Below are 19,283 nucleotides of genomic sequence, written 5' to 3' on the forward strand. Positions count from 1 at the left end.
TTACGCCGCCAGGTGACCGGATGCATGGTGCATTTGGCCGCCATAATCTCGGGTCAATTCTGCTCGACGAAGCCGCAGAGGCGCCGACCGTCACGGCGGGCTGCACGTTCACGGGCGGCCGGTGGTTCTCGTACTACGACGAGCAGTACGTCACCGACAGCGGGAGCAGATCACCGAAGCGAGGGCGAGGTGGGTGGCGGTGTGACCAAGCCTGTTTCGTAGGCGAGGATGACGAGGTGGACCCGGTCGCGGGCATTGAGTTTGGACAGCAGTCGTGCCACGTGTGCCTTGGCAGTGGCCACACTGATGCAGAGCCGGGCGGCGATCTCGCTGTTGGACATGCCGCGTCCGATGAGTGTCAGTACCTCGCGCTCCCGCTCGGTGATGCCCTCGACTGGGCGTGGCCGGGGGGTGGGTTCGGGGCGGGCGGCGAACTCCTCGATCAGACGGCGGGTGACGCTCGGCGCGATCAGGGCGTCTCCCGCGGCGACCACGCGGATCGCGGTAAGGATGTCGTCCAGATCCATGTTCTTGACGAGGAATCCGCTCGCACCGGAGCGCAGAGCGGCGTAGACGTAGTCGTCGTCCTCGAAAGTGGTGAGGATCAGGACCCGTGTCGTCGTGGAGTCTGCCGTGATCATCCGGGTGGCCTCGATGCCGTCCATTCCGGGCATGCGGATGTCCATCACCACCACGTCGGGCTGGACATCCCCCACGAGCTGGAGTGCTTCGGTGCCCGTCGCGGCCTCTCCGGCGACATGGATGTCGTGGGTGCCGGCCATCAGCACGCGCAGGCCGGAACGTACCAGCGGCTGATCGTCGGCGAGCACGACGCGGATCGTCATGGAAGGTGGACTCCTTCGGGCAGGGGAAGCCGGGCCGCCACACGGAAGCCGCCTCCGGGACGCGGACCGGCCGTGAACTGGCCGCGCAGCAGGGCGATACGCTCGCGCATTCCGACGATGCCCCAACCGGTGGCGCCGCCAGTACCCGGAACGAGGCCACTGCGACCGCCGTTCTCGACCTCGATGGACAGCTCACCGGCCCGGTAGTCGACGGTGACGTGGCAGTCGCGGGTGCCGGCGTGGCGTGCGACGTTGGTGAGTGACTCCTGAACGATCCGGTAGGCGGCCAGCTCGATGTCGGCGGGCAGCGGCCGTCGCTCGCCGAGCCACCGTATGTCGACACGGATACCGGCGCCTTTCGCCGATGCGGCCAGGCGGTCAAGATCGTCCAGGCCCGGTGCCGGATCACGAGGCGCGGGATTCGCCCGGGCGCCCGCATCGGCGCGGCGCAGTGCGCCCAACGTCCGCCCCAGACCGGCCAGGGTCTCCTTGCTGGTGGCCTCGATGGCGGCGAGCGCGTTGCGGGCCTCGTCCGGCTGCGTGTCGATGACCCGTCTGCCGACGCCGGCCTGGATGGCGATGACGCCGACGCTGTGCGCGATCATGTCGTGCAGTTCGCGTGCGATCCGAAGCCGTTCCGCGGTGACGGCCTGAGCCGTGGCCTGGGAATACAACGCCTTGGCGTGCTCCCGGCGCTCGCGGATCGAATCACCGGCCGTCCATGCGGCGGCGAGGGCCACCACGATGAAGGCAAGCGTCTGGACGTACGCGCCCTGCCCGGACGGAAGGTAGAGCGCGGATGCCGCTTGCGCGCCGAGCGCCACGATGGCGGCGGTGAGCGAGGTGCGGCGCGGGCGTGTGGCCGCAATGTAGCCGACAGCGAGGTCGCTGATCAGCACCTGCAGGAAACCGACCTCCAGCATGCCCCTCGCCGACGCTGTGGCGAACCCGCCGGCGAGCAGCAGCGCAAGTGCCGACAGCGGTCTGTGTCGCAGCAGACTAGCCGTCAGCACCGTGAGGACGGCCACCAACAGGAGCATCGGGGCAGAGAAGCCCTGCCGGCTGCCACGCATCGTGACGTGGAGAATCACCGGGTACGCGATGGCTCCGCACCAGGTCAGAGCCTCCCCCGCGACGCGAGCGCCCCTCGGCAGCGGTAGATGTGGGATGGCGGGCATGCCCTGATCGTAGATGTCGTACTCCCTGGCGGGTATTGGCCCGCGGGCGTACGCCCACGGGCCACCGGAGAGCACGGGACTGTGGCCGACGGCCCGATGCCCCGCGGGCCGGCCCGCGGCACCGTTGGCCGGGTGATCGAAGTCAACGAACTGACCAAGCGATACGGAAAGACCACGGCCGTGAGCGGTCTGACCTTCACCGTCCGACCCGGCCACGTGACCGGGTTCCTCGGCCCGAACGGCGCCGGCAAGAGCACCACCCTGCGGATGCTCCTCGGCTTGAACCAGCCCACCAGCGGTACCGCCACCATCGACGGTCTCCCTTTCCGGGCCCGCCCGCGCGGGCTCCGCCACGTCGGCGCGCTCCTCGACGCCCACGACGTACACGGAGGCCGGACCGCTGTGGGGTACCTGTCGGCCCTGGCCCGCAGTAACGGCATTCCGCGGCGCCGGGCGGACGAGGTCCTGCGCGAGGTGGGGCTGGACGGTGCGGCCCGCCGCCGTATCGGCGGGTTCTCCCTCGGTATGAAGCAGCGGCTCGGCATCGCCGGCGCACTGCTCGGCGACCCACCCGTGCTGCTGTTCGACGAGCCGATCAACGGCCTGGACCCGGAGGGGGTGCTGTGGGTACGCGGCCTGTTCCGGCGGCTGGCCGCCGAGGGACGCACCGTGTTCGTCTCCAGCCATCTGATGAGCGAGATGGAGCAGACGGCCGAGCACCTCATCGTCATCGGCAGGGGCGAGTTGATCGCCGCGGAGAGCGTGACGGAGTTCGCGGCCCGCGGCGCCCGTCTGAGCGTCTCCGTGCGCACCCCGGACCCCGCTGCGCTTACGGCGGTGCTGGCCGCCGAGGGCGCCTCGGTTCACTCCGACGGCCCGGAAGGAGCGAAGGAGCTCAAGGTGACTGGCCTGAGCGCGGACCGCGTCGGCGAACTCGCCCTCCAGCACCGCGTCGTGCTGCAGGAACTGGCCACGCGTACCTCCTCTCTGGAGGAGGCCTTCATGGAACTCACCGCCGACAGCGTCGAATACCCCGCAGGAGAACCCCAATGACCCCGATCCACTCGGCGCCCACGCAGACGGCGGCCGCATCCACCGCCGCACGCGCCCGCTTCCGCGACCTCCTCGCCGCCGAATGGATCAAGCTGTGGTCGCTGCGCTCCACACCCTGGGCCTTCGGGATCAGCGCGTTGGCCATCATCGGCATCAACGTGAACGCCGCCATCGCCGACTACAACAACTATCCGAACTATCCCCAAGGCACCAAGGACCTCTTCGTGCCGATCTGGGCGATGCGGGACGCCTTCACCGTCGGCGCCGGCATGGTCCTCATGCTTGCCGCCGGCAGTATCGGGGCACTCACGCTCGTCAGCGAGTACAGCACCGGACAGATCCGTACGACCTTCGCTGCCGTCCCCGCTCGCCGCTCGGTGGTGGCAGCCAAGCTGGCCGTCGTGACAGCGATCATGCTCGTCTACGGTGCATTCGTCGCGGCCGCCTCTTTCGGCGTGACGCAGGCCATCCTGTCCGGGCGGCACATCGGTCTCCCGCTCGACTACCCCGGCTCGCTCCGCGCCACTGCGGCATCCGCCCTGCTCGCGCCGGTGTGCGCGCTCATCGGCATGGGCCTCGGCGCGCTCATCCGGCACACCGCGACCAGCATCGTCACGATCACCGGCGTCCTCCTGCTGCTGCCCTCCCTGATCAACAACCGTAACGAATGGTCGGCGGCCCTCCTCCACGCCCTGCCCCGAGGCGCCTGGGATCGGCTGACCGAGGTGGGCGACTCGCCTGTGCCGGTGCTCTACCCAGCGACGATCACCGAGGCGTGGATCGTGTACGCGGCCTGGCCACTCGCCGCCGCAGCGATCGCCACTGTCGTCGTCCACCGGCGTGACCTGTGAACACACCGGTGGCTGCCGCCAGCCGCCCTGCCCCGTGTAAACGCGCGTCTGCCCGTGAGGCAGCCGGGCCCGACGGACGGGGAATCCCGCACCACCGGAATGACGCTCCCCGCCGACTGGAGCCTCGGGTCTGGACTGCGGCCCGCCGCGAGGCCTACGCGAACGATCAGGATGCCGCCACGTCTCTGGCCGCGGTCAGCGCCCGCGCGCCGGCCGGACCAAGGCCGACAAGGACCCGGGTGAGTGGCTGCCGACAGCCGCGAGCCGGCACTGCCGATACGTCTCCGAGCGGGTCACCACCAAACTCCGCTGGGGCCTGACCGCCGACAAGGCCGAGGCCGGGGCCGAGGCGCTGAAGGTCTTCGCCGACGGCCCCTGCGAAGAGGGTCATCATCTTCACCCCTGCTGCGTAGGGACGAACGGGGCCGCGGTCACGACCGGTGATCACGCGTCGGCGCGCCTGCTCCGCCTGCCCCTTTCCCCGCGCTTGACCTCAGCGTGCGACCCACTCGAGTCGGACGGAGGATGAAGCCGATGAGCGAAGCGGTGGTAACCAAGGGAGATACCCAGCCAGGCGCGCACGATGCCCTGGTCGTGCTGAAGGACGTCAACAAGCACTTCGGCGCGCTGCATGTGCTCCAGGACATCGACCTGACCATCGTCCGTGGCGAGGTCGTGGTTGTCATCGGCCCGTCCGGGTCCGGGAAGTCCACACTGTGCCGGGCCATCAATCGTCTGGAGACCATCGACTCGGGCGAGATCGCCATCGACGGCAAGGCGCTGCCCGCCGAGGGCCGCGAGCTGGCCGCACTGCGGGCCGATGTGGGCATGGTCTTCCAGTCCTTCAACCTCTTCGCGCACAAGACGGTGCTGCAGAACGTGACGCTGGGCCAGATCAAGGTCCGTAAGAAGGACAAGAAGGCGGCCGAGGAACGGGCGCGCTCGTTGCTCGACCGGGTGGGGGTCGCCGATCAGGCGGACAAGTACCCCGCGCAGCTTTCCGGCGGACAGCAGCAGCGCGTGGCCATCGCCAGAGCGCTCGCCATGGACCCGAAAGTCATGCTCTTCGACGAGCCGACCTCGGCCCTCGACCCCGAGATGATCAACGAGGTACTGGAGGTCATGCAGCAGCTCGCCCGCGACGGAATGACCATGGCCGTCGTCACCCACGAGATGGGATTCGCCCGTTCGGCCGCCAACCGTGTGGTGTTCATGGCGGACGGCAGGATCGTGGAGGAGACGACGCCCGACCAGTTCTTCAGCAACCCGCGCAGCGACCGCGCCAGGGACTTCCTCTCGAAGATCCTTCGCCACTGACCGGGACCTGCGGGAATCACATCCCGCTCCGCAGATCGCCCACCACACGTCAATCCCTAGGGATGATCACCATGAAGCTTCGCAAGGTCACCGCCGCGGCCGCCGCTGCGTTCGCGCTGTCCCTGACCGCCACGGCCTGCGGCTCCGACGACGGCAACGGCAGCGGTTCGGGCAGTGGCGACGACAAGATCACCGTCGGCATCAAGTTCGACCAGCCGGGCATCGGCCTGAAGACCCCGGACGGCAAGTACACCGGCTTCGACGTCGACGTGGCGACCTATGTCGCCAGACAGCTCGGCTACAAGCCGGGCGACATCGAGTGGAAGGAAGCCAAGAGCGCCGACCGCGAGACGCTGCTCCAGCGCGGCGATGTCGACTTCATCGCGGCCTCCTACTCGATCAACGACGAGCGCCAGAAGAAGGTCGACTTCGCCGGTCCTTATCTCCTGGCGCACCAGGACGTCCTGGTCCGTTCGGACGACGACTCCATCACCAAGCCCGCGGACCTGAACAACAAGAGGCTCTGCTCGGTCACCGGGTCCACTTCCGCGCAGAACGTCAAGACGAAGCTCGCGCCGCAGGCTGAGCTGCAGGAGTACGGCGGCTACTCCGAGTGCCTCACCGGCCTGGAGAACAAGGCTGTCGACGCCCTGACCACCGATGACTCGATCCTCGCCGGCTATGCCGCGCAGGATCAGTTCAAGGGCAAGTTCAAGCTGGGTGGCTTCAAGATGAGCAACGAGAACTACGGCATCGGAGTCCAGAAGGGCAGCGAACTCAAGGCCAAGATCAACACTGCCCTGGAGAAGATGGTCTCCGACGGCACGTGGGACGCCTATGTGAAGAAGAACTTCGGCCCGGCCGATTACAAGAACGAGCCCGCCCCGAAGATCGGCGTCGTCGTCAGCTGAAGCAGGTTGCCGACCGGCGCGCCGCCCACAGGTGCGGCGCGCCACGCCGTCCACGCACGCGGAAATGTGGGTGACCGTGTTCGACTTTCTCGAGGGTTATGACCTGTTGGGGGCCTTCTGGGCGACGGTGCAGCTCACCTTCTATTCCGCCATCGGCTCCCTGGTCTGGGGAACGCTCCTTGCTGCCATGCGGGTCAGCCCCGTGCCCCTCATGCGAGGCTTCGGCACCGTCTATATCAACGTGGTGCGGAACATCCCGCTCACGGTGATCATTGTGTTCACCTCGCTGGGCCTCTTCCAGACACTCGGTGTCAACCTCGGCGCGACCGCCTTCGAGAGCATTAACTTCAGGCTCGCCGTGCTCGGCATGAGCGCCTATACCGCCGCGTTCGTGTGCGAAGCGCTGCGGTCCGGCATCAACACGGTGCCCATCGGCCAGACGGAGGCTGCGCGCGCCATCGGCTTGAGCTTCCCCCAGGTGCTGTGGCTCATCGTCCTCCCGCAGGCCTTCCGCTCTGTGGTGGGTCCGCTGGCGAACGTACTGATCGCACTGACCAAGAACACCACAGTGGCGGCCGCGATCGGTGTCGCGGAGGCGGCGCTGCTGATGCGGGAAATGATCGAGAACGAGGCTCAGCTCATTCTCATCTCCGCCATCTTCGCGGTCGGATTCATCTGCCTCACCCTCCCGACCGGACTGTTCCTCGGCTGGGTCAGCAAGAAGGTGGCGGTGAAGCGGTGACCTCCGTCCTCTACGACGCCCCCGGGCCGCGCGCCAAGCGGCGCAACGTCCTGTTCACGGTGGTGTTCCTGGTCGCCCTCGCGGCGCTGATCTGGTGGGTGGTCCAGAGCCTCGCCGAAAAGAATCAACTTGAGTGGGACAAGTGGAAGCCGTTCGTCACGGACCCCCGCACCTGGACCACGTACATCCTGCCGGGGCTTGAGAACACGCTCATCGGCGCCGCTCTCGCCATGGCCATCGCGCTGCCGCTCGGTGCGCTCTTCGGTATCGCCCGGCTCTCCGACCACCGGTGGGTGCGGGGCGCGGCCGGCACGGTCGTGGAGTTCTTCCGCGCGATCCCGGTACTGATCCTGATGCTCTTCGCCAACGCGGCCTACTCCGAGTTCACCGACGTCAGTCCGGACAACCGGCCGCTGTACGCCGTGGTCACCGGTCTCGTCCTCTACAACGCCTCGGTGCTCGCCGAGGTGGTGCGGGCCGGAATCCTGTCCCTGCCCGCCGGCCAGACCGACGCGGCGAAGGCGATCGGCATGCGCAAAGGCCAGACGATGCGCCTCGTGCTGCTGCCGCAGTCCGTCACCGCGATGCTGCCGGCGATCGTCAGCCAGCTGGTCGTCATCGTGAAGGACACCGCACTCGGGGGCGCGATGCTCGGCTTCTCCGAACTGCTGGCATCGGTACGCCCTATGAGCGCGAACTACGGGGCGAACACCATCGCCAGCTTCACCGTCGTCGCCGTGGTCTTCGTCGTGCTGAACTTCGCGCTCACCACCTTCGCGAGCTGGCTGGAGGGCAGGCTGCGGCGAGGCAAGAAGTCCACGGGTGCGGTGGTCGGCGTCGACGCGGTCGCGGAGCTCGCGACGCCGGGTGAGCACTTCCTCCCGGGCGGGCCCGGCGGCTCGGCGGGACCGACGAGGCGAAGTGACGATACGAGATAAGACAAGTGAACGAAGGACCCAGTGGCAGCCGGGGCTCCCGCGGCAGCGGGCGGCACCGGGCGACGAACACACTGCGGGCAGGCCCGGCCGACGACCGCCTCGACGGCGGGGCGAACACCCGTCGGTGGGCGTACGGGGCTGGGCCGTGCCCCGAAGCCAGGAGCCGCCGCTCGTGCGGCACAGGCCCCCTGCCCCGCTCTGCGGAGGGCAGGGGGCCCGTGTGCGGCGGCTGTGGATCAGCGCTGCTGGGTGAACGTCCTCCCCTCGTGGGCGTCCGCCGAGCAGGACTGCTTCTCCGTAGCCGTCATCTTGCGGCTCTTGACGACCACTGCGTTGTTCCTGCCGTCCGTGCCGTTCTTGGCCGGGCCGGTGATGGTGTCCTGGAAGAACCAGTAGTAGTGGCCCCACTTGGGGCTGTCGTAGTGGGTCTGCCAGGTGCCCGAGACCTTCTGCATCACCTGGGCGCGGGAGATCCAGCCCACTTCACCGGGCTTCACCGTCATGTTCAGGGAACTGCTCTCCGAGTGAGTGCTCGACCAGCTGTGGTTGTAGCTCGCCGTCACACTCAGGTCCACTATGCCCGCGATCTTGCCGCCCGCGGTGACCGAGACGCCGACCGAATCGGTGGAGCCCACGGTGTCGCCCCAGGTCATGGACTGAGTGGCGTCCGAGGTACTGCAGTTGAACAGTGAATCGGAGACCTGGCGGAACTGACCGAGGTACGCCTCCCCGAGTTCGGGGGAGTTGAAGGTGCATTTACCCAAGCCTGAGCCGCAGTCCGCCGTGAGCTCCTGCCGGGTCGGCTGCTCTTCGGCAGCCGCGGACGGGGCCGCCGCCGCCGCGATTCCGCAAGCCGTCACTGCGACGGCCAGTAGCCGGCCGCCGTGCCGCAGGACGCGGTTGATTGTCATCTTTGGTGCCCTTCGTGCCGTGCTGGGGGGTCGGTGAACTGACGTGTGCGGCAAGGGATTTGAGGCATCCCTGACGTCACGTCGGGGGATCACCGCCTGGTGTATGTGAGGTTGTCCCAACAGCTGACGCAGCCACACCAAGAACAGGCAAAGTTGTAGTTGACGACGAAACGGACGGCCGTGTTCGTACCCGCGCCGTGGGGGCCTGACGACCGCTCGGTCTCATACCTCTGGCGGACCTGCCCGGCGACTGGGGTGACGACCGCCCTCAGCGGGGCCTGGGCAGACCTTTCCCCTTGACCGGGACGTGGCTGTGGGAGGACGACCCGCGACCGGACATCAGTGGCGAAGGGGCCGCCCCCTTCGGTGCTCGGTGCTCCGTTCGGCTTCACGACCGGGGATGCGGGGTTCGCCGGATGGGCCAGGTGCCGGGCCGGTATCAAGCCCTGGTTCGCGGGCCAGGCACAGGGCCGGTATCAAGCCCTGGTTCGACGAACAAGCCCTGGTTCGACGCCGTATGAGGCAGAGTCAGTCGACCGGCCAGGTGTGTGCCGGGGCGTTGAGGTGCATGTAGTCGATGTACTGCCGTGTCATCCGTCGCAGCGCTTCATGGTGGTCGACGTGGGTGGTGTCGTAGATGTGGTGGAACATCTCCGCCTGCCATACCGCGCCGTTGCGGCCGGTGACGCACCGCTGCTCGATGATGCCCAGCAGCGGTTCCCGCCACGCCGTGTCCATGCCCGCCTGTTCCAGCCCCCGGTGTGCCAGGGGCAGCAGTCGCCGCAGTACGAGTTCGGCCACCGGCACCTCGCCCATCCCGGGCCAGTACAGGCGCGCTTCGATCCCGTGCCGGGCGGCAGCGTGCAGGTTGTCCTCCGCGGCCGAGAACGACATCCGTGACCAGACCGGCCGTTCCTCGTCGACCAGGGCGCGCGTCAGCCCGTAGTAGAAGGCGCCGTTCGCCAGGGTGTCGGCCACCGTCGGGCCGGCGGGCAGCACCCGGTTCTCCACCCGCAGATGCGGTTTGCCGTGAGCGACGGCGTAGACCGGGCGGTTCCATCGATAGACCGTGCCGTTGTGCAGGGTGAGTTCGGCCAGCTCGGGGTTGTCGCCGGCGTCGAGCGTCTCCTGCGGATCCTCGTCCTCGCACAGCGGCAGCAGCGCGGGGAAGTAGCGCACATTCTCCTCGAACAGATCGAAGACGCTGGTGATCCACCGCTCGCCGAACCACACCCGGGGCCGCACCCCCTGCACCTTGATCTCCTCCGAGCGGGTGTCGGTGGCCTGCTCGAAGAGGGGGATACGGGTCTCGCGCCAGAGTTCCTTACCGAACAGGAAGGGAGAGTTCGCCGCCAGGGCCACTTGCACCCCCGCGATCGCCTGCGCGGCGTTCCAGTAGTCCGCGAACTCGTCCGGCGAGACCTGCAGGTGGAACTGGGTGCTGGTGCACGCCGCCTCGGGCGTGATGGTGTCCGCGTAGGTCCGCAGGCGGTCCACCCCGTCCATCGAGATCCGCAGGTCCTCGCCCCGGGCCGCAAATATCTGCTCGTTCAGCAGCCGGTATCGCGGGTCCTCCGACAGCGCCGCCTCACCCACATCCCTCTGCCGCAGCGTCGGCAGGATCCCGATCATGGCCAGATGTGCCCCCACTGCCGCCGCCCGGTTCTCGGCATGGTTGAGCGCGTCCCGGATCTCCTGCTCCCACGCATCGGGACCACCGGCCGTCAGCCGTCGCGGCGGGATGTTGATCTCCAGGTTGAAGCGGCCCAGCTCACTGTCCCAGGCAGGATTTGCGATCGCCTCGAGTACCTCGATGCTCCGCATGGCCGGCTCCCCGGCGGAGTCCACCAGGTTCAGCTCGATCTCCAGACCCACCTGAGGCCGTTCGAATTCGAAACGTGCCTCACGCAGCATCTGCGCGAACGCGTCGAGGCATTTCTGCATCTTGTTCCGGTACCGGCGACGGTCATCACGGGTGAACACCAGCGCCGGGACGTCGCGTCCCATCGGCCCTCCGCAGTCTCCTGGGCGGACACCCCTCTACAGAGTCCCACCCCACGGCCGCCCGGACCACTGCGGGCGACGCCGCCTGGGGGTTCCCGCGGCTGTCATACGGGTGCCTGCTCCGGCCTCCACCCCCAGGCGGTGATCATCCCGGGGGAGAGTCCGGCGCAGTCGGGTGACGCCAGATACCGGACCGCTTCGTCGACCCGTGCGTCGTCGACCAGACCGGTGGCCACGATGGCGTCCCGCGCGCGTTCCCATGTCCCGGCCCAGAAGCGGCTGATGGGACTGCCGGGCAGCAGGGGCGGCACATGTATCTCCGCCGCCACGGATTCGAGCCCCGCTTCCCGCAGCAGCCGGGGATACTCCGGAACCTAGGAGACGTCGGTCCCGATGCTGTCCCGCAGCCCTTGCCACATCTCGCGCATCACCTCGGTGTACGCAGTGGTGGGAGCCGTGGCGGTGGTCAGATCCACGGCGTCGCTGAGGACCAGCACACCGCCGGGAGCGAGGAAGGAGCTCAGCCTGGTGACCATCTGCTGCGGGGAACGCAGATGCATGAGGACGAACCGTGCGTGCACGAGCTGGAACCGGCCGGGGTCGAAGTCCGGGGCGGTGATGTCCGCTTCCAGGGCGGTGAGTCCGCGGGTGCGGTCGGCGCTGAGAAACCGTACGTCGCGGTCCACGGCGAGCACCGCGGCGACACCGGCCCGGTGCAGCAGCAGGCGGGCGACCGTACCGGTTCCCGCGCCCACGTCCAGGCAGTGCCATCCCGGTCCGGCCCCCAGCCGCTGCAGCCGTGTCGCGGTGACCTCGTCGTATGTGAGAGCGCCGAGGTCGATCCGGTCGTCCTCGCCCGCCTGCTCCGGGCGGAACACCCGCTCGCCGTAGCGTCCACCTTCTTGGGAGGGCGCCGGGGAGTGCTCGTGCGGCTGTGCAGGCATGCGTCACCGCCTTTCACCACCTCTTGCCGCCTCGGGCCCTCGCAAGGAGCAGAAGGGGGGAAGGAGCGTGAGGCGGCGTGGGGCTGCCCGGGCGCGGAGTGTCCGGCTCAGGCGCCTGTCATCCCAAGTATGACGCGGCCGGCCGACGTGCTCCTGCCGGAGCCGCTGTCTCCGTCATGCCGGGCAGGCTGAGCTCCGTCACCACCGGGTGGGCGGTGGCGGAGCTCAGCCGCGGGCTCAAGGACGTACGCGTACGTACGCCGGTGAAGCCGCAGGTCCTCAGATGACTCCGCAGTCCGCGATGGTGATCTTGGCCTGGGTCTTCCCGCTCTGCGTGCCGTATCCCTCGATCTTCTGGACCAGGGCGAGGCTTTCGTTGTCGGCGACCTCACCGAACACGACGTGCTTGCCGTCCAGCCATGACGTCACCGCGGTGGTGATGAAGAACTGGGAGCCGTTGGTGTTCGGACCGGCGTTGGCCATCGACAGCAGGCCCGGCTTGGTGTGCTTGAGCTGGAAGTTCTCGTCCGCGAAGCGGTCGCCGTAGATGCTCTTGCCGCCGGTGCCGTTACCCCTGGTGAAGTCACCGCCCTGCAGCATGAAGTCCGGGATGACGCGGTGGAAGGACGAACCCTTGTATCCGTACCCGTGCTCACCGGTGGCCAGCGCGCGGAAGTTCTCCGCCGTCTTGGGGACCACGTCGTCGAACAGATTGAAGTTGATCCGCCCCGCGGGCGCGTCGTCGATGGTGATGTCGAAGTAGATCTTGATGGTCATGGTCCCATCCTGACATTCCCAGTCGCCCTGCACGAATTCGACCGCTGGGACGCCCCCGGTTCGCGTGCCGGGAGGCAGGCCTGCTGGGTGTTCTCCGTCCCGTCCGGCTTGCGGAGCAGCCGGGCGTGCACGTCGAGCCCGACGGCGCTCAACCGCTCGGCTACCGCACGGTCGGGTGACGCCCGGTGGACGTCGAGCTACAGCGCGTGGCCGTACGTGTGCTCAAGGCGTGCACAGTCGTCGCAGGGTCCGGGCCGGTCATCGAGCCCTCGTCGAACCGCGGCTTCGGGTGCCTCCGACGGGCAACCGCGACCAATTGCCGGGGACAGGTCGACTGCCGGGGACAGGTCGACGCCGAACGCGCTCAGTCCGAGCGAGCGCAGGTGTGCCGTCACGTGGCCAGGTCGAGCACCCTGTATTCCACCAAGGTCGAGACAAGGGCGATCCTCTGCTCGTCGGGAAGCTCTCCCGGTAGCTCCCGGACGAAGAAAGTTCCTGTGCAGGTGATGAACTCGAGTGCGGCGCGGGCGACCTGATCGACCGCGAAGACCGCTTCGCCCTTGGCGTTCAGCAACTCGACCATGTCGTCGTCGTCACGCAGACTGAAGCTGCCGACACGGGCGTTGACGATTCGGCGACCCAACGTCACGTTGTTCCCGTCGTACCACAGGTCCGGCAGCGGCTCACCGAAGAGCTGCTCGTAGGTATCGGCGAACAGGTGGAACGTCGACGGTGTGAGACGTTCCATGCCCTCGACCACGGGCGCTGTACTCGGCGCGTGCTGAATGTACTTGTCGAAATTCCGAAGGCAGTAGTCGATGTACTGACGGGTGAACAGGATGAACTGGTGCCAGATCTGGTCCACCCTGAGCGAGTACATGGCCCACGCGACCGTACGGTCGGCAGCAGTCAGCACCAGGAATCGCTTCACCTCCCGGAACAGCGCCTGGGCTTCTGCGGCGGACTCGACGACGTGATCCTTCAGCAGTTTCTCGATGAGGAAGGGGGCATCGAACTCCAGCGCCTCGGAAGGGAGTTCTGCTGCGACGGGCTCGGTCGTCGTCGTCATTGAGGCTGCGCCAAGCATTCGCATGTGCACGGAACACACTGTGTCCCGTCGCAGATGTACTCGCATGTGCAGGTATCGCGGGCTTCGGGCCGGACCTTCATCCGGAGCCCGCTGCGTCGTACGTTCGTCAGCCCGGTACCGGCTCCGGCGCCCGTCGTCCGGGCCGCACACGCCTCTGCCTTCTCGGTGAGCCGGTGGTGGAGCGCCGCGTCCCGCTTCACCCAGACGGCCACCGCGCCGAGACCGGATTTCGGCAGTTCCACGGTCGCGACAATGTCGCTTTCGGCAATCTCGATGCTTCTTGACATGTTGTTGAGCCCGGGAAACAGGCGAACGTGGCCCTCGTGGCCCGACGGGGCGAGAAAGCCCGTGAGCGTGATGGCGTTCTCGCTCCCGGCGTCCAGCAATCTGGAGACCAGGGGATTCGTTTCGATACGCTTCCCCGAATCCGATCCCAAGCCCTTTTCCTTGGCCATGGCCGATCTCCTGTCCGTGATGCCGACCTGCGGGACACAACACCACCAGGCTCATCGGAGCACACGCGAGGAAGCCTCGCCCCTCGTACGACTCCATTCAGGTGTGACGTCTGCCCGCAGTTGAGGGATGGAGGGAGAACCGGCCCGGGTCAGTCGGCCACAGGGCTGTCGGTCGTGTCCGCCGTCGACCGGTGACCGGGCCATGCGTTCAGGGCGGTCGCCAGCTGGGCACGCGAACGGACGTCCAGTTTCTGGTAGATGCGGGTGAGACGCGCCTCGACGGTCTTCACACTGAGGTACAGCTTCGCCGCCGCTTCCTGATTGCTGGCTCCCTGGCGGACCAGCAGGGCGAGGCGCAGCTCCGCCTCCGTGAGGGAGGACAGGGCGCCGCCACGGGCCGGGTCGGGTTCGGTCGTACGGGACGGAGTCTCCGTCACCAGTGCCAGCCAGGGCAGCGCCCCCGCCCGTTCGAAGACGGCGGCAGCGCTCTGCAGCGCGTTCTGTGCGGCCGACCGTCTGCGGCGGCGGCGCTCGACCCGGGCGAGCGCGATGAGTGCCCGTCCACGCTCCAGCGGCAGGCCCTCCGCCGCGAAGCGATCGGCGGTCCGGGTCAGCAGCCCCGCCGCCTCCTCGGACTTCCCGTTCGCTGCCAGGTACAGCGCGTACGCCCGGTCGCAGCCGAGCAGCACCGTCGCGCGGCCCAGGCGTTCCGCGACGGGACGCACATCGGCGAGGAGGGTTGCCGCTTCCTCCGGGGCGTCGTTCGCCACCAGTGCCTCCGCCAGCTCCTCGTGCCAGCGCAGCATCGACGGGTCGACCGTGGACTGGGCGTGTTCGCCGACCTGGACCTTGCGCAGGGTCTCCAGGGCGTTCGCCACATCCCCGGCGGCGAGCTGGACCCGGCCCAGTGCGTACAGGCTGCGGGAGAGAAAGACGTGATCGCCCTCCTCCTCGGAGGCCTGGGCGCTGCGTCGTGCGTAGCTGGCGGCGCGGGCGAAGCTGCCACCTGCGGTCTCCGCGAGCGCCAGCGCGTACCAGGCGGGCCCCGGCGAGAGCCCGGCCTCGAGTGTCAGGGCGAGCGACCGGCCGGCGTGCGAGAGTGCCGCGGCGCACTGCCCCTGCCGGGCCCCGATCTCCGCGAGGGTGCGGAACAGTTCGATGGCGTCCTCGACCGGGCCGCGCCGCTCGACCAGTGGCAACAGGGCGTTCAGCTGGTCGCGTGCAGGGGTGAGGCGGTCGTCGAACAGGGCATGACGGATCGTCAGGATCTGGGCGGCGTTGCGAATGCCGAGTGGCCGCTCGAACACTTCGAGGGCCCGCGCCTCGGCGAGCACCCGTTCGGCGTCCGCCGAGCCGAGGACCCGGTCCATGCGCGCCTGCACGGTCAGCGCCCTCGCCGCCGTCCTCCGGTCGCCCACCGAGGCGGCCAGCGCGGCGGACTCGACGGCGGCGGTCCGGGACCGCACGGGATCTCCGTCGGCCAGCACGTACTTCACCGCCAGCCGGAGCTGGACGGCAGCCCGCAGTGCCGCGTCGCCCTCGGAGTCCTCCATGGCATGTACATAGATCTCGTCGAGGTCGGTCAGCCCCTGCCCGGCCGTGTCCAGCACCGCCAGCCGGGCGCGCACTCGGTCGGCAGGCGCGGCGTCGCGGGCGAGGAGATCGGTCGCGGCGCGGATTGCAAGGTCCGCCCGGGCGGCGCGGGCAGCTTCCTCGGCGGCGTCGACGAGCCGGGCGAGTCGCTGCGGGCCGTGCTGGACGGGCGTGGACTCGGCGGCGAGCAGGGCGAGTTCGGCAGCCAGCGCGCTGTTGCCGCGGCGTCGCGCGGTGTCGGCCGCAGCCGCGACCTCCGCTGCCCGTTGCTCGTCGGGAGTGTCCGTGGCCAGCGCCCGGTGCCGTACCGCCTCGACGGGGTCGTCCACGACGTGCGCGAGCGCCGCGTGACCGTTGCTGCGTTCGCTCCAGCAGGCGTCGTGCACCAGCGTGGACGGCAGCACCCCGGCGGTGAAGGCGACGGTGCCGTCCTCCTTGAGGGAGACTAGATTCGCCCGCTCGGCGGCGGCGAGATCGGCCTCGGCCGTGGGGCGGCCCGCGCGGCGGATCAGCGAAGCTGTCGGGCGCAGCGCCAGTGCGGCCAGCAGGAGCGTGCTGCGCACGTCGGGGGAGGCGGCGCCGAGCAGTTGCCGGGCGAGATCGCGGGCGCGCCCGGACAGGGACAGCGCCTCGGCGTGGTGCACGGGCGTGCGTGCGTCCGCGAGGGAGCGGCCGACGGCCAGCGCGAGACGCGGATTTCCACCGCTTGCCTTGTGGATACGGCCGGCCATCCGGGACGGCAGCCGGTGGTGGATGAGGAGTTCGGCGATCTCATCGGCGTGCAGCGGCGGTACGAACAGGACGTCGGCCTCGGACGGCACCCAGAGGGGTTCCGGGCCGGCCGCGTCCGGCTGCTGCGTACTCGTGGCGGGTGTGTCGGGGCCGTATGCCGCCGGTGTCTCGACGGCGATGACCCGTAGCGTCGGGGGAGCGAGATGGAGGGCGAAACGCAGCAGGTCGGCGCTGTCGGCGTCGATGCGCTGGACACCGTCGACGACGAGAAGGACGGGGCCCTGCGCGGCGAAGGTCCGCAGGGTCTGTGCGAGGGCAAGCCGCAGGGCGATGGGGTCCCAGCCGTCGTCGGGGACGGGGGCCTCGCGGCACAGCATGGCGACGGCGGTCCGCTGCGGACCGGGCAGCCTTTCGAGAATGTCGTACGCGCCGGGGCCGCCGTGGGACCGGGCCGCGGGCCAGGAGCACGCCGACAGGGAAGCGACGAGGGCGGCGGCAACGGCGCCGGGTATGTCCCGGTCGGCGGGCAGCGTGGCGACCCAGAGCACGGTCTCGCCGCGGGACTCGGCACGCGTGGCGGCAGCCAGGGCGACTTCGGTCTTGCCGACTCCGGCGTGGCCGGTGAGCAGGGCACGCCCGCGGGTGTGCAGGACACGTTGCGCGAGGAGATCCGCCCGCCCGACCGGCGCAGGCCGGTACGCCGACGCAGTCGTCACGTACCCACCACCCCCTTCCGACCTGCGGGTCACTGCCCGTGAGAGCAGAGAATACGAAGCAGGCCGCCGCAGTCCAGGCCCTGTGTCCGGCATTCGGACGGACACCATGGACAGACGGCGGGGCGCGCCCGCGGCAGCATGCCGCGAACGCGCCCCTGACCAGCCATGTTGCCGCTGTGGCGGGTGTTTCAGAAGGTGAGGCTCCAGGCGTCGATGTAGCCGGTGTCACCCGATGCCACGTCGCGGACCTGCAGCTTCCAGGTGCCGTTGGCGACCTCGCTCGACGCGTCGACGGTGTACGTCGCGATGACGTTGTCGGCGCTGTCGGAGGACGACGAGGTCTTGAGATTGCGCACCGTGCCGTCGGGGGCGACGAGATCGACGACCAGGTCGCCGCGCCAGGAGTGCTTGATGTCCACGTCGACCTTGAGGGCGGCGGGGGCGTTGCCGGTGCGGCCGGTGACGGCGATCGACGAGCTTGCGGTCGAGATGTCCGCGATCGTCACGTCCGCCGCATTGCTGAACGTCGTGCCGCCGGGAGTGCCGGTGACAGCGTTCACGGTCTTCGCGGCGTCGGCGATGCCGGTGCCGCAGCCGCCGGTGCAGCTGCCGGGCAGCGGCCGGGCGTTGCTCTTGATTGCCGACTCGATGTCGGCCGGGGTCAGCGCAGGCTTGGCCGACTCCAGCAGCGCGGCAAGGCCGGCGATGTGCGGGGCTGCCATCGACGTGCCCTGGTAGGGCTTGTAGTTCTCCGCCGACGGGGTGGTGGCACCGGAGTTCAGCGTCGAGAGGATGCCGTTCTCGGGGGTGGTGACGGTGCCGGGGGTGTCGGTGGCGCGGCGGGTCTCGCCGCCGGGCGCGGCGACGTCGACGCTGGTGCCGAAGTTCGAGTAGAACGAACGGTTGCCCTCACGGCTGGTGGACGCCACATTGATGACGCCCGCGCAGTTCGCGGGGGTGAAGCCGGCAGCGTTGGCGTTGCTGTTGCCGGCCGCGACGACGACGGTGGTGCCGCGCGACACGGCGCCGTTGATGGCGTTCTGGTAGACGCTGGGGCAGGTCGCGTTGGGGCCGCCGAGGCTCATGTTGATGACCTTGGCCGGGTTCGGGTTCGCCGGGATGCCCGGGACGGTGCCGCCGGACGCCCAGGTGATGGCGTCGGCGATGTCCGCGGAGGAGCCGCCGCACTTGCCGAGCACGCGGACCGGCTGGATCTTCGCGTTGTACGCGATACCCGCAACGCCCTTGCTGTTGCCGGCCGTTGCCGCAACCGTGCCCGCGACGTGCGTGCCGTGCCAGGAGGAGTTGCTCGCCTTGGAACCGGCGCCGCACTCGCCGTCGGTGGCGTTCCAGTCGCCCTCGTCCTTGGCGTTGTTGTCCCGGCCGTTGCCGTCACGGGCGTCCGCGGAGGTCGAGATGAAGTCGTATCCGGAGACGACATTGGCGGCCAGGTCCGTGTGGGCGGCGTAGCCGGTGTCGATGACCGCGACGGTGACACCGCTGCCGGTTGTCTTGTCCCAGGCACCGGGCACGTTCATACCGCCGGTGGACTCGAACAGGTCCCACTGCTTGGGGTATTCGGTGTCGTTCGGGGTGACCGCCATCGCGTAGGCGCGGATGTCGGGCTCCACGGAGGCGACGGAGGGGTCGGCGCGGAAGGCGCTCATGACCTCGGTGACGTCCTTCTTGGACGCCTCGCCACCCAGATCGACCAGCGCCGCGCCGCCGGCGAGCCGACGCTCGAACGACAGGCTCTCGCCGGTCTCGGTGCCCTTGGCCGTTGCGTCGCCGGCGGCCGCCGCGTTGGACTTGGCCTCTGCAGCCTTGGACTTGTACGTGACGATGACCCTCTCGACCGGTGCGGCCGGCAGTGTGGTCATGGACTGCGAAGCAGGGACGGGCTTCGGTGACGGCGGCGGGGTGGCGGCAAGTGCCACGGAGGAGGTGGCAGCGACGCCGGCGATCACGGCGCTCGCGGCCACGACGGATATGAGTCTCCGTCTGGAACCGTTCAAGGTGTTCCCTTTCAACTGACGCTGCGGAGCGCGGCGGGCGGCGCAGGAATCACGGTTCGCTGTGGGGGTGCGATCCGTGGTCCCCTGGGCCGGGTTCGCCCGCGCGCCGCCGCCGACGCGACAGCCCCTGGTCAAGGGCCGCCACCGACGGAGCTCATGATTTACATGCACCTGACATTGAAGAGTCAGAGGATGAGATCTGCCGGTGCGG

15 protein-coding genes and 3 pseudogenes are annotated in these 19,283 nt (G+C 69.0%); 7 read left to right on the plus strand and 11 right to left on the minus strand.

Features of this window, described 5'->3' with window-relative positions:
- Positions 1-170: 170 nt before the first annotated feature.
- Positions 171-845: a response regulator transcription factor gene (locus OG883_RS14830; protein WP_266540196.1), complete on the minus strand. Its 675-nt coding sequence runs from the start codon at positions 843-845 to the stop codon at positions 171-173.
- Positions 842-2,023, minus strand: a complete 1,182-nt coding sequence (locus OG883_RS14835) for a sensor histidine kinase (RefSeq protein WP_266540198.1) — start codon at positions 2,021-2,023, stop codon at positions 842-844. Before OG883_RS14835 ends, OG883_RS14830 begins: the two co-directional genes overlap by 4 nt.
- A 132-nt stretch (positions 2,024-2,155) precedes the next feature.
- On the opposite strand from OG883_RS14835, the gene OG883_RS14840 reads away from it, so the two are divergent.
- The 7 genes and pseudogenes from OG883_RS14840 (at position 2,156) to OG883_RS14870 (ending at position 7,835) form a co-directional block, all read left to right on the plus strand.
- Entirely contained in the window at positions 2,156-3,076 is a 921-nt protein-coding gene (locus tag OG883_RS14840; protein WP_266540200.1) for an ABC transporter ATP-binding protein, read from the plus strand.
- Complete coding sequence (locus tag OG883_RS14845) at positions 3,073-3,927, plus strand: ABC transporter permease subunit (RefSeq protein WP_266540202.1); 855 nt, start codon at positions 3,073-3,075, stop codon at positions 3,925-3,927. Before OG883_RS14840 ends, OG883_RS14845 begins: the two co-directional genes overlap by 4 nt.
- Positions 3,928-4,058: 131 nt before the next feature.
- Positions 4,059-4,340 (plus strand): annotated as a pseudogene (locus OG883_RS14850) (HNH endonuclease); the annotation flags it as partial.
- Between the two features lie 121 nt (positions 4,341-4,461).
- Positions 4,462-5,244 carry an amino acid ABC transporter ATP-binding protein gene (locus OG883_RS14855; protein WP_266540204.1) on the plus strand — a complete coding sequence of 261 codons (783 nt, stop codon included), beginning with the start codon at positions 4,462-4,464 and terminating at the stop codon, positions 5,242-5,244.
- A gap of 71 nt (positions 5,245-5,315) precedes the next feature.
- Positions 5,316-6,155, plus strand: coding sequence for a glutamate ABC transporter substrate-binding protein (locus OG883_RS14860; protein WP_266540206.1), 840 nt, complete (start codon positions 5,316-5,318; stop codon positions 6,153-6,155).
- Positions 6,156-6,231: 76 nt separating this feature from the next.
- Complete coding sequence (locus tag OG883_RS14865) at positions 6,232-6,897, plus strand: amino acid ABC transporter permease (protein WP_266541551.1); 666 nt, start codon at positions 6,232-6,234, stop codon at positions 6,895-6,897.
- A complete protein-coding gene (locus OG883_RS14870) occupies positions 6,894-7,835 on the plus strand; it encodes an amino acid ABC transporter permease (RefSeq protein WP_266540208.1) in 942 nt (313 codons plus the stop codon). The genes OG883_RS14865 and OG883_RS14870 overlap by 4 nt, the downstream gene beginning before the upstream one ends.
- 236 nt (positions 7,836-8,071) lie before the next feature.
- Here OG883_RS14870 and OG883_RS14875 read toward each other — a convergent pair whose 3' ends face one another.
- The 9 genes and pseudogenes from OG883_RS14875 to OG883_RS14915 all read right to left on the minus strand — a co-directional run bounded on the left by OG883_RS14875 (position 8,072) and on the right by OG883_RS14915 (position 19,039).
- Positions 8,072-8,746 (minus strand): hypothetical protein, encoded by a 675-nt coding sequence (locus tag OG883_RS14875; protein ID WP_266540210.1) that lies wholly within the window; start codon positions 8,744-8,746, stop codon positions 8,072-8,074.
- A gap of 528 nt (positions 8,747-9,274) precedes the next feature.
- The gene (locus tag OG883_RS14880) at positions 9,275-10,753 is read right to left on the minus strand and encodes a glutamate-cysteine ligase family protein (RefSeq protein WP_266540212.1); all 1,479 of its coding nucleotides are present in this window, start codon (positions 10,751-10,753) and stop codon (positions 9,275-9,277) included.
- A gap of 101 nt (positions 10,754-10,854) precedes the next feature.
- Positions 10,855-11,694: pseudogene (locus tag OG883_RS14885) on the minus strand (class I SAM-dependent methyltransferase).
- Between the two features lie 279 nt (positions 11,695-11,973).
- Complete coding sequence (locus tag OG883_RS14890; RefSeq protein WP_266540214.1) at positions 11,974-12,471, minus strand: peptidylprolyl isomerase; 498 nt, start codon at positions 12,469-12,471, stop codon at positions 11,974-11,976.
- Positions 12,468-12,875: pseudogene (locus OG883_RS14895) on the minus strand (hypothetical protein); the annotation flags it as partial. The pseudogene OG883_RS14895 and the gene OG883_RS14890, both read right to left, overlap by 4 nt.
- Positions 12,863-13,540, minus strand: coding sequence for a hypothetical protein (locus tag OG883_RS14900; RefSeq protein ID WP_266540216.1), 678 nt, complete (start codon positions 13,538-13,540; stop codon positions 12,863-12,865). The gene OG883_RS14900 and the pseudogene OG883_RS14895, both read right to left, overlap by 13 nt.
- Entirely contained in the window at positions 13,537-14,016 is a 480-nt protein-coding gene (locus OG883_RS14905; protein WP_266540218.1) for a hypothetical protein, read from the minus strand. The genes OG883_RS14900 and OG883_RS14905 overlap by 4 nt, the downstream gene beginning before the upstream one ends.
- 149 nt (positions 14,017-14,165) lie before the next feature.
- Positions 14,166-17,057: a LuxR family transcriptional regulator gene (locus tag OG883_RS14910; protein ID WP_266540220.1), complete on the minus strand. Its 2,892-nt coding sequence runs from the start codon at positions 17,055-17,057 to the stop codon at positions 14,166-14,168.
- A gap of 188 nt (positions 17,058-17,245) precedes the next feature.
- The gene (locus OG883_RS14915) at positions 17,246-19,039 is read right to left on the minus strand and encodes a S8 family serine peptidase (RefSeq protein WP_266540222.1); all 1,794 of its coding nucleotides are present in this window, start codon (positions 19,037-19,039) and stop codon (positions 17,246-17,248) included.
- Positions 19,040-19,283 lie beyond the last annotated feature (244 nt).

The sequence above is a fragment of the Streptomyces sp. NBC_01142 genome, assembly GCF_026341125.1.
In the GTDB taxonomy this organism is placed as follows: domain Bacteria; phylum Actinomycetota; class Actinomycetes; order Streptomycetales; family Streptomycetaceae; genus Streptomyces.

Excerpts from the sequence above, each read along its gene's own strand:
- OG883_RS14900 (WP_266540216.1), bottom strand. The coding sequence starts at position 13,540 with ATGACGACGACGACCGAGCCCGTCGCAGCAGAACTCCCTTCCGAGGCG.
- OG883_RS14875 (WP_266540210.1), bottom strand. The coding sequence starts at position 8,746 with ATGACAATCAACCGCGTCCTGCGGCACGGCGGCCGGCTACTGGCCGTC.
- OG883_RS14890 (WP_266540214.1), bottom strand. The coding sequence starts at position 12,471 with ATGACCATCAAGATCTACTTCGACATCACCATCGACGACGCGCCCGCG.
- OG883_RS14830 (WP_266540196.1), bottom strand. The coding sequence starts at position 845 with ATGACGATCCGCGTCGTGCTCGCCGACGATCAGCCGCTGGTACGTTCC.
- OG883_RS14845 (WP_266540202.1), top strand. The coding sequence starts at position 3,073 with ATGACCCCGATCCACTCGGCGCCCACGCAGACGGCGGCCGCATCCACC.
- OG883_RS14855 (WP_266540204.1), top strand. The coding sequence starts at position 4,462 with ATGAGCGAAGCGGTGGTAACCAAGGGAGATACCCAGCCAGGCGCGCAC.
- OG883_RS14880 (WP_266540212.1), bottom strand. The coding sequence starts at position 10,753 with ATGGGACGCGACGTCCCGGCGCTGGTGTTCACCCGTGATGACCGTCGC.
- OG883_RS14905 (WP_266540218.1), bottom strand. The coding sequence starts at position 14,016 with ATGGCCAAGGAAAAGGGCTTGGGATCGGATTCGGGGAAGCGTATCGAA.
- OG883_RS14860 (WP_266540206.1), top strand. The coding sequence starts at position 5,316 with ATGAAGCTTCGCAAGGTCACCGCCGCGGCCGCCGCTGCGTTCGCGCTG.
- OG883_RS14835 (WP_266540198.1), bottom strand. The coding sequence starts at position 2,023 with ATGCCCGCCATCCCACATCTACCGCTGCCGAGGGGCGCTCGCGTCGCG.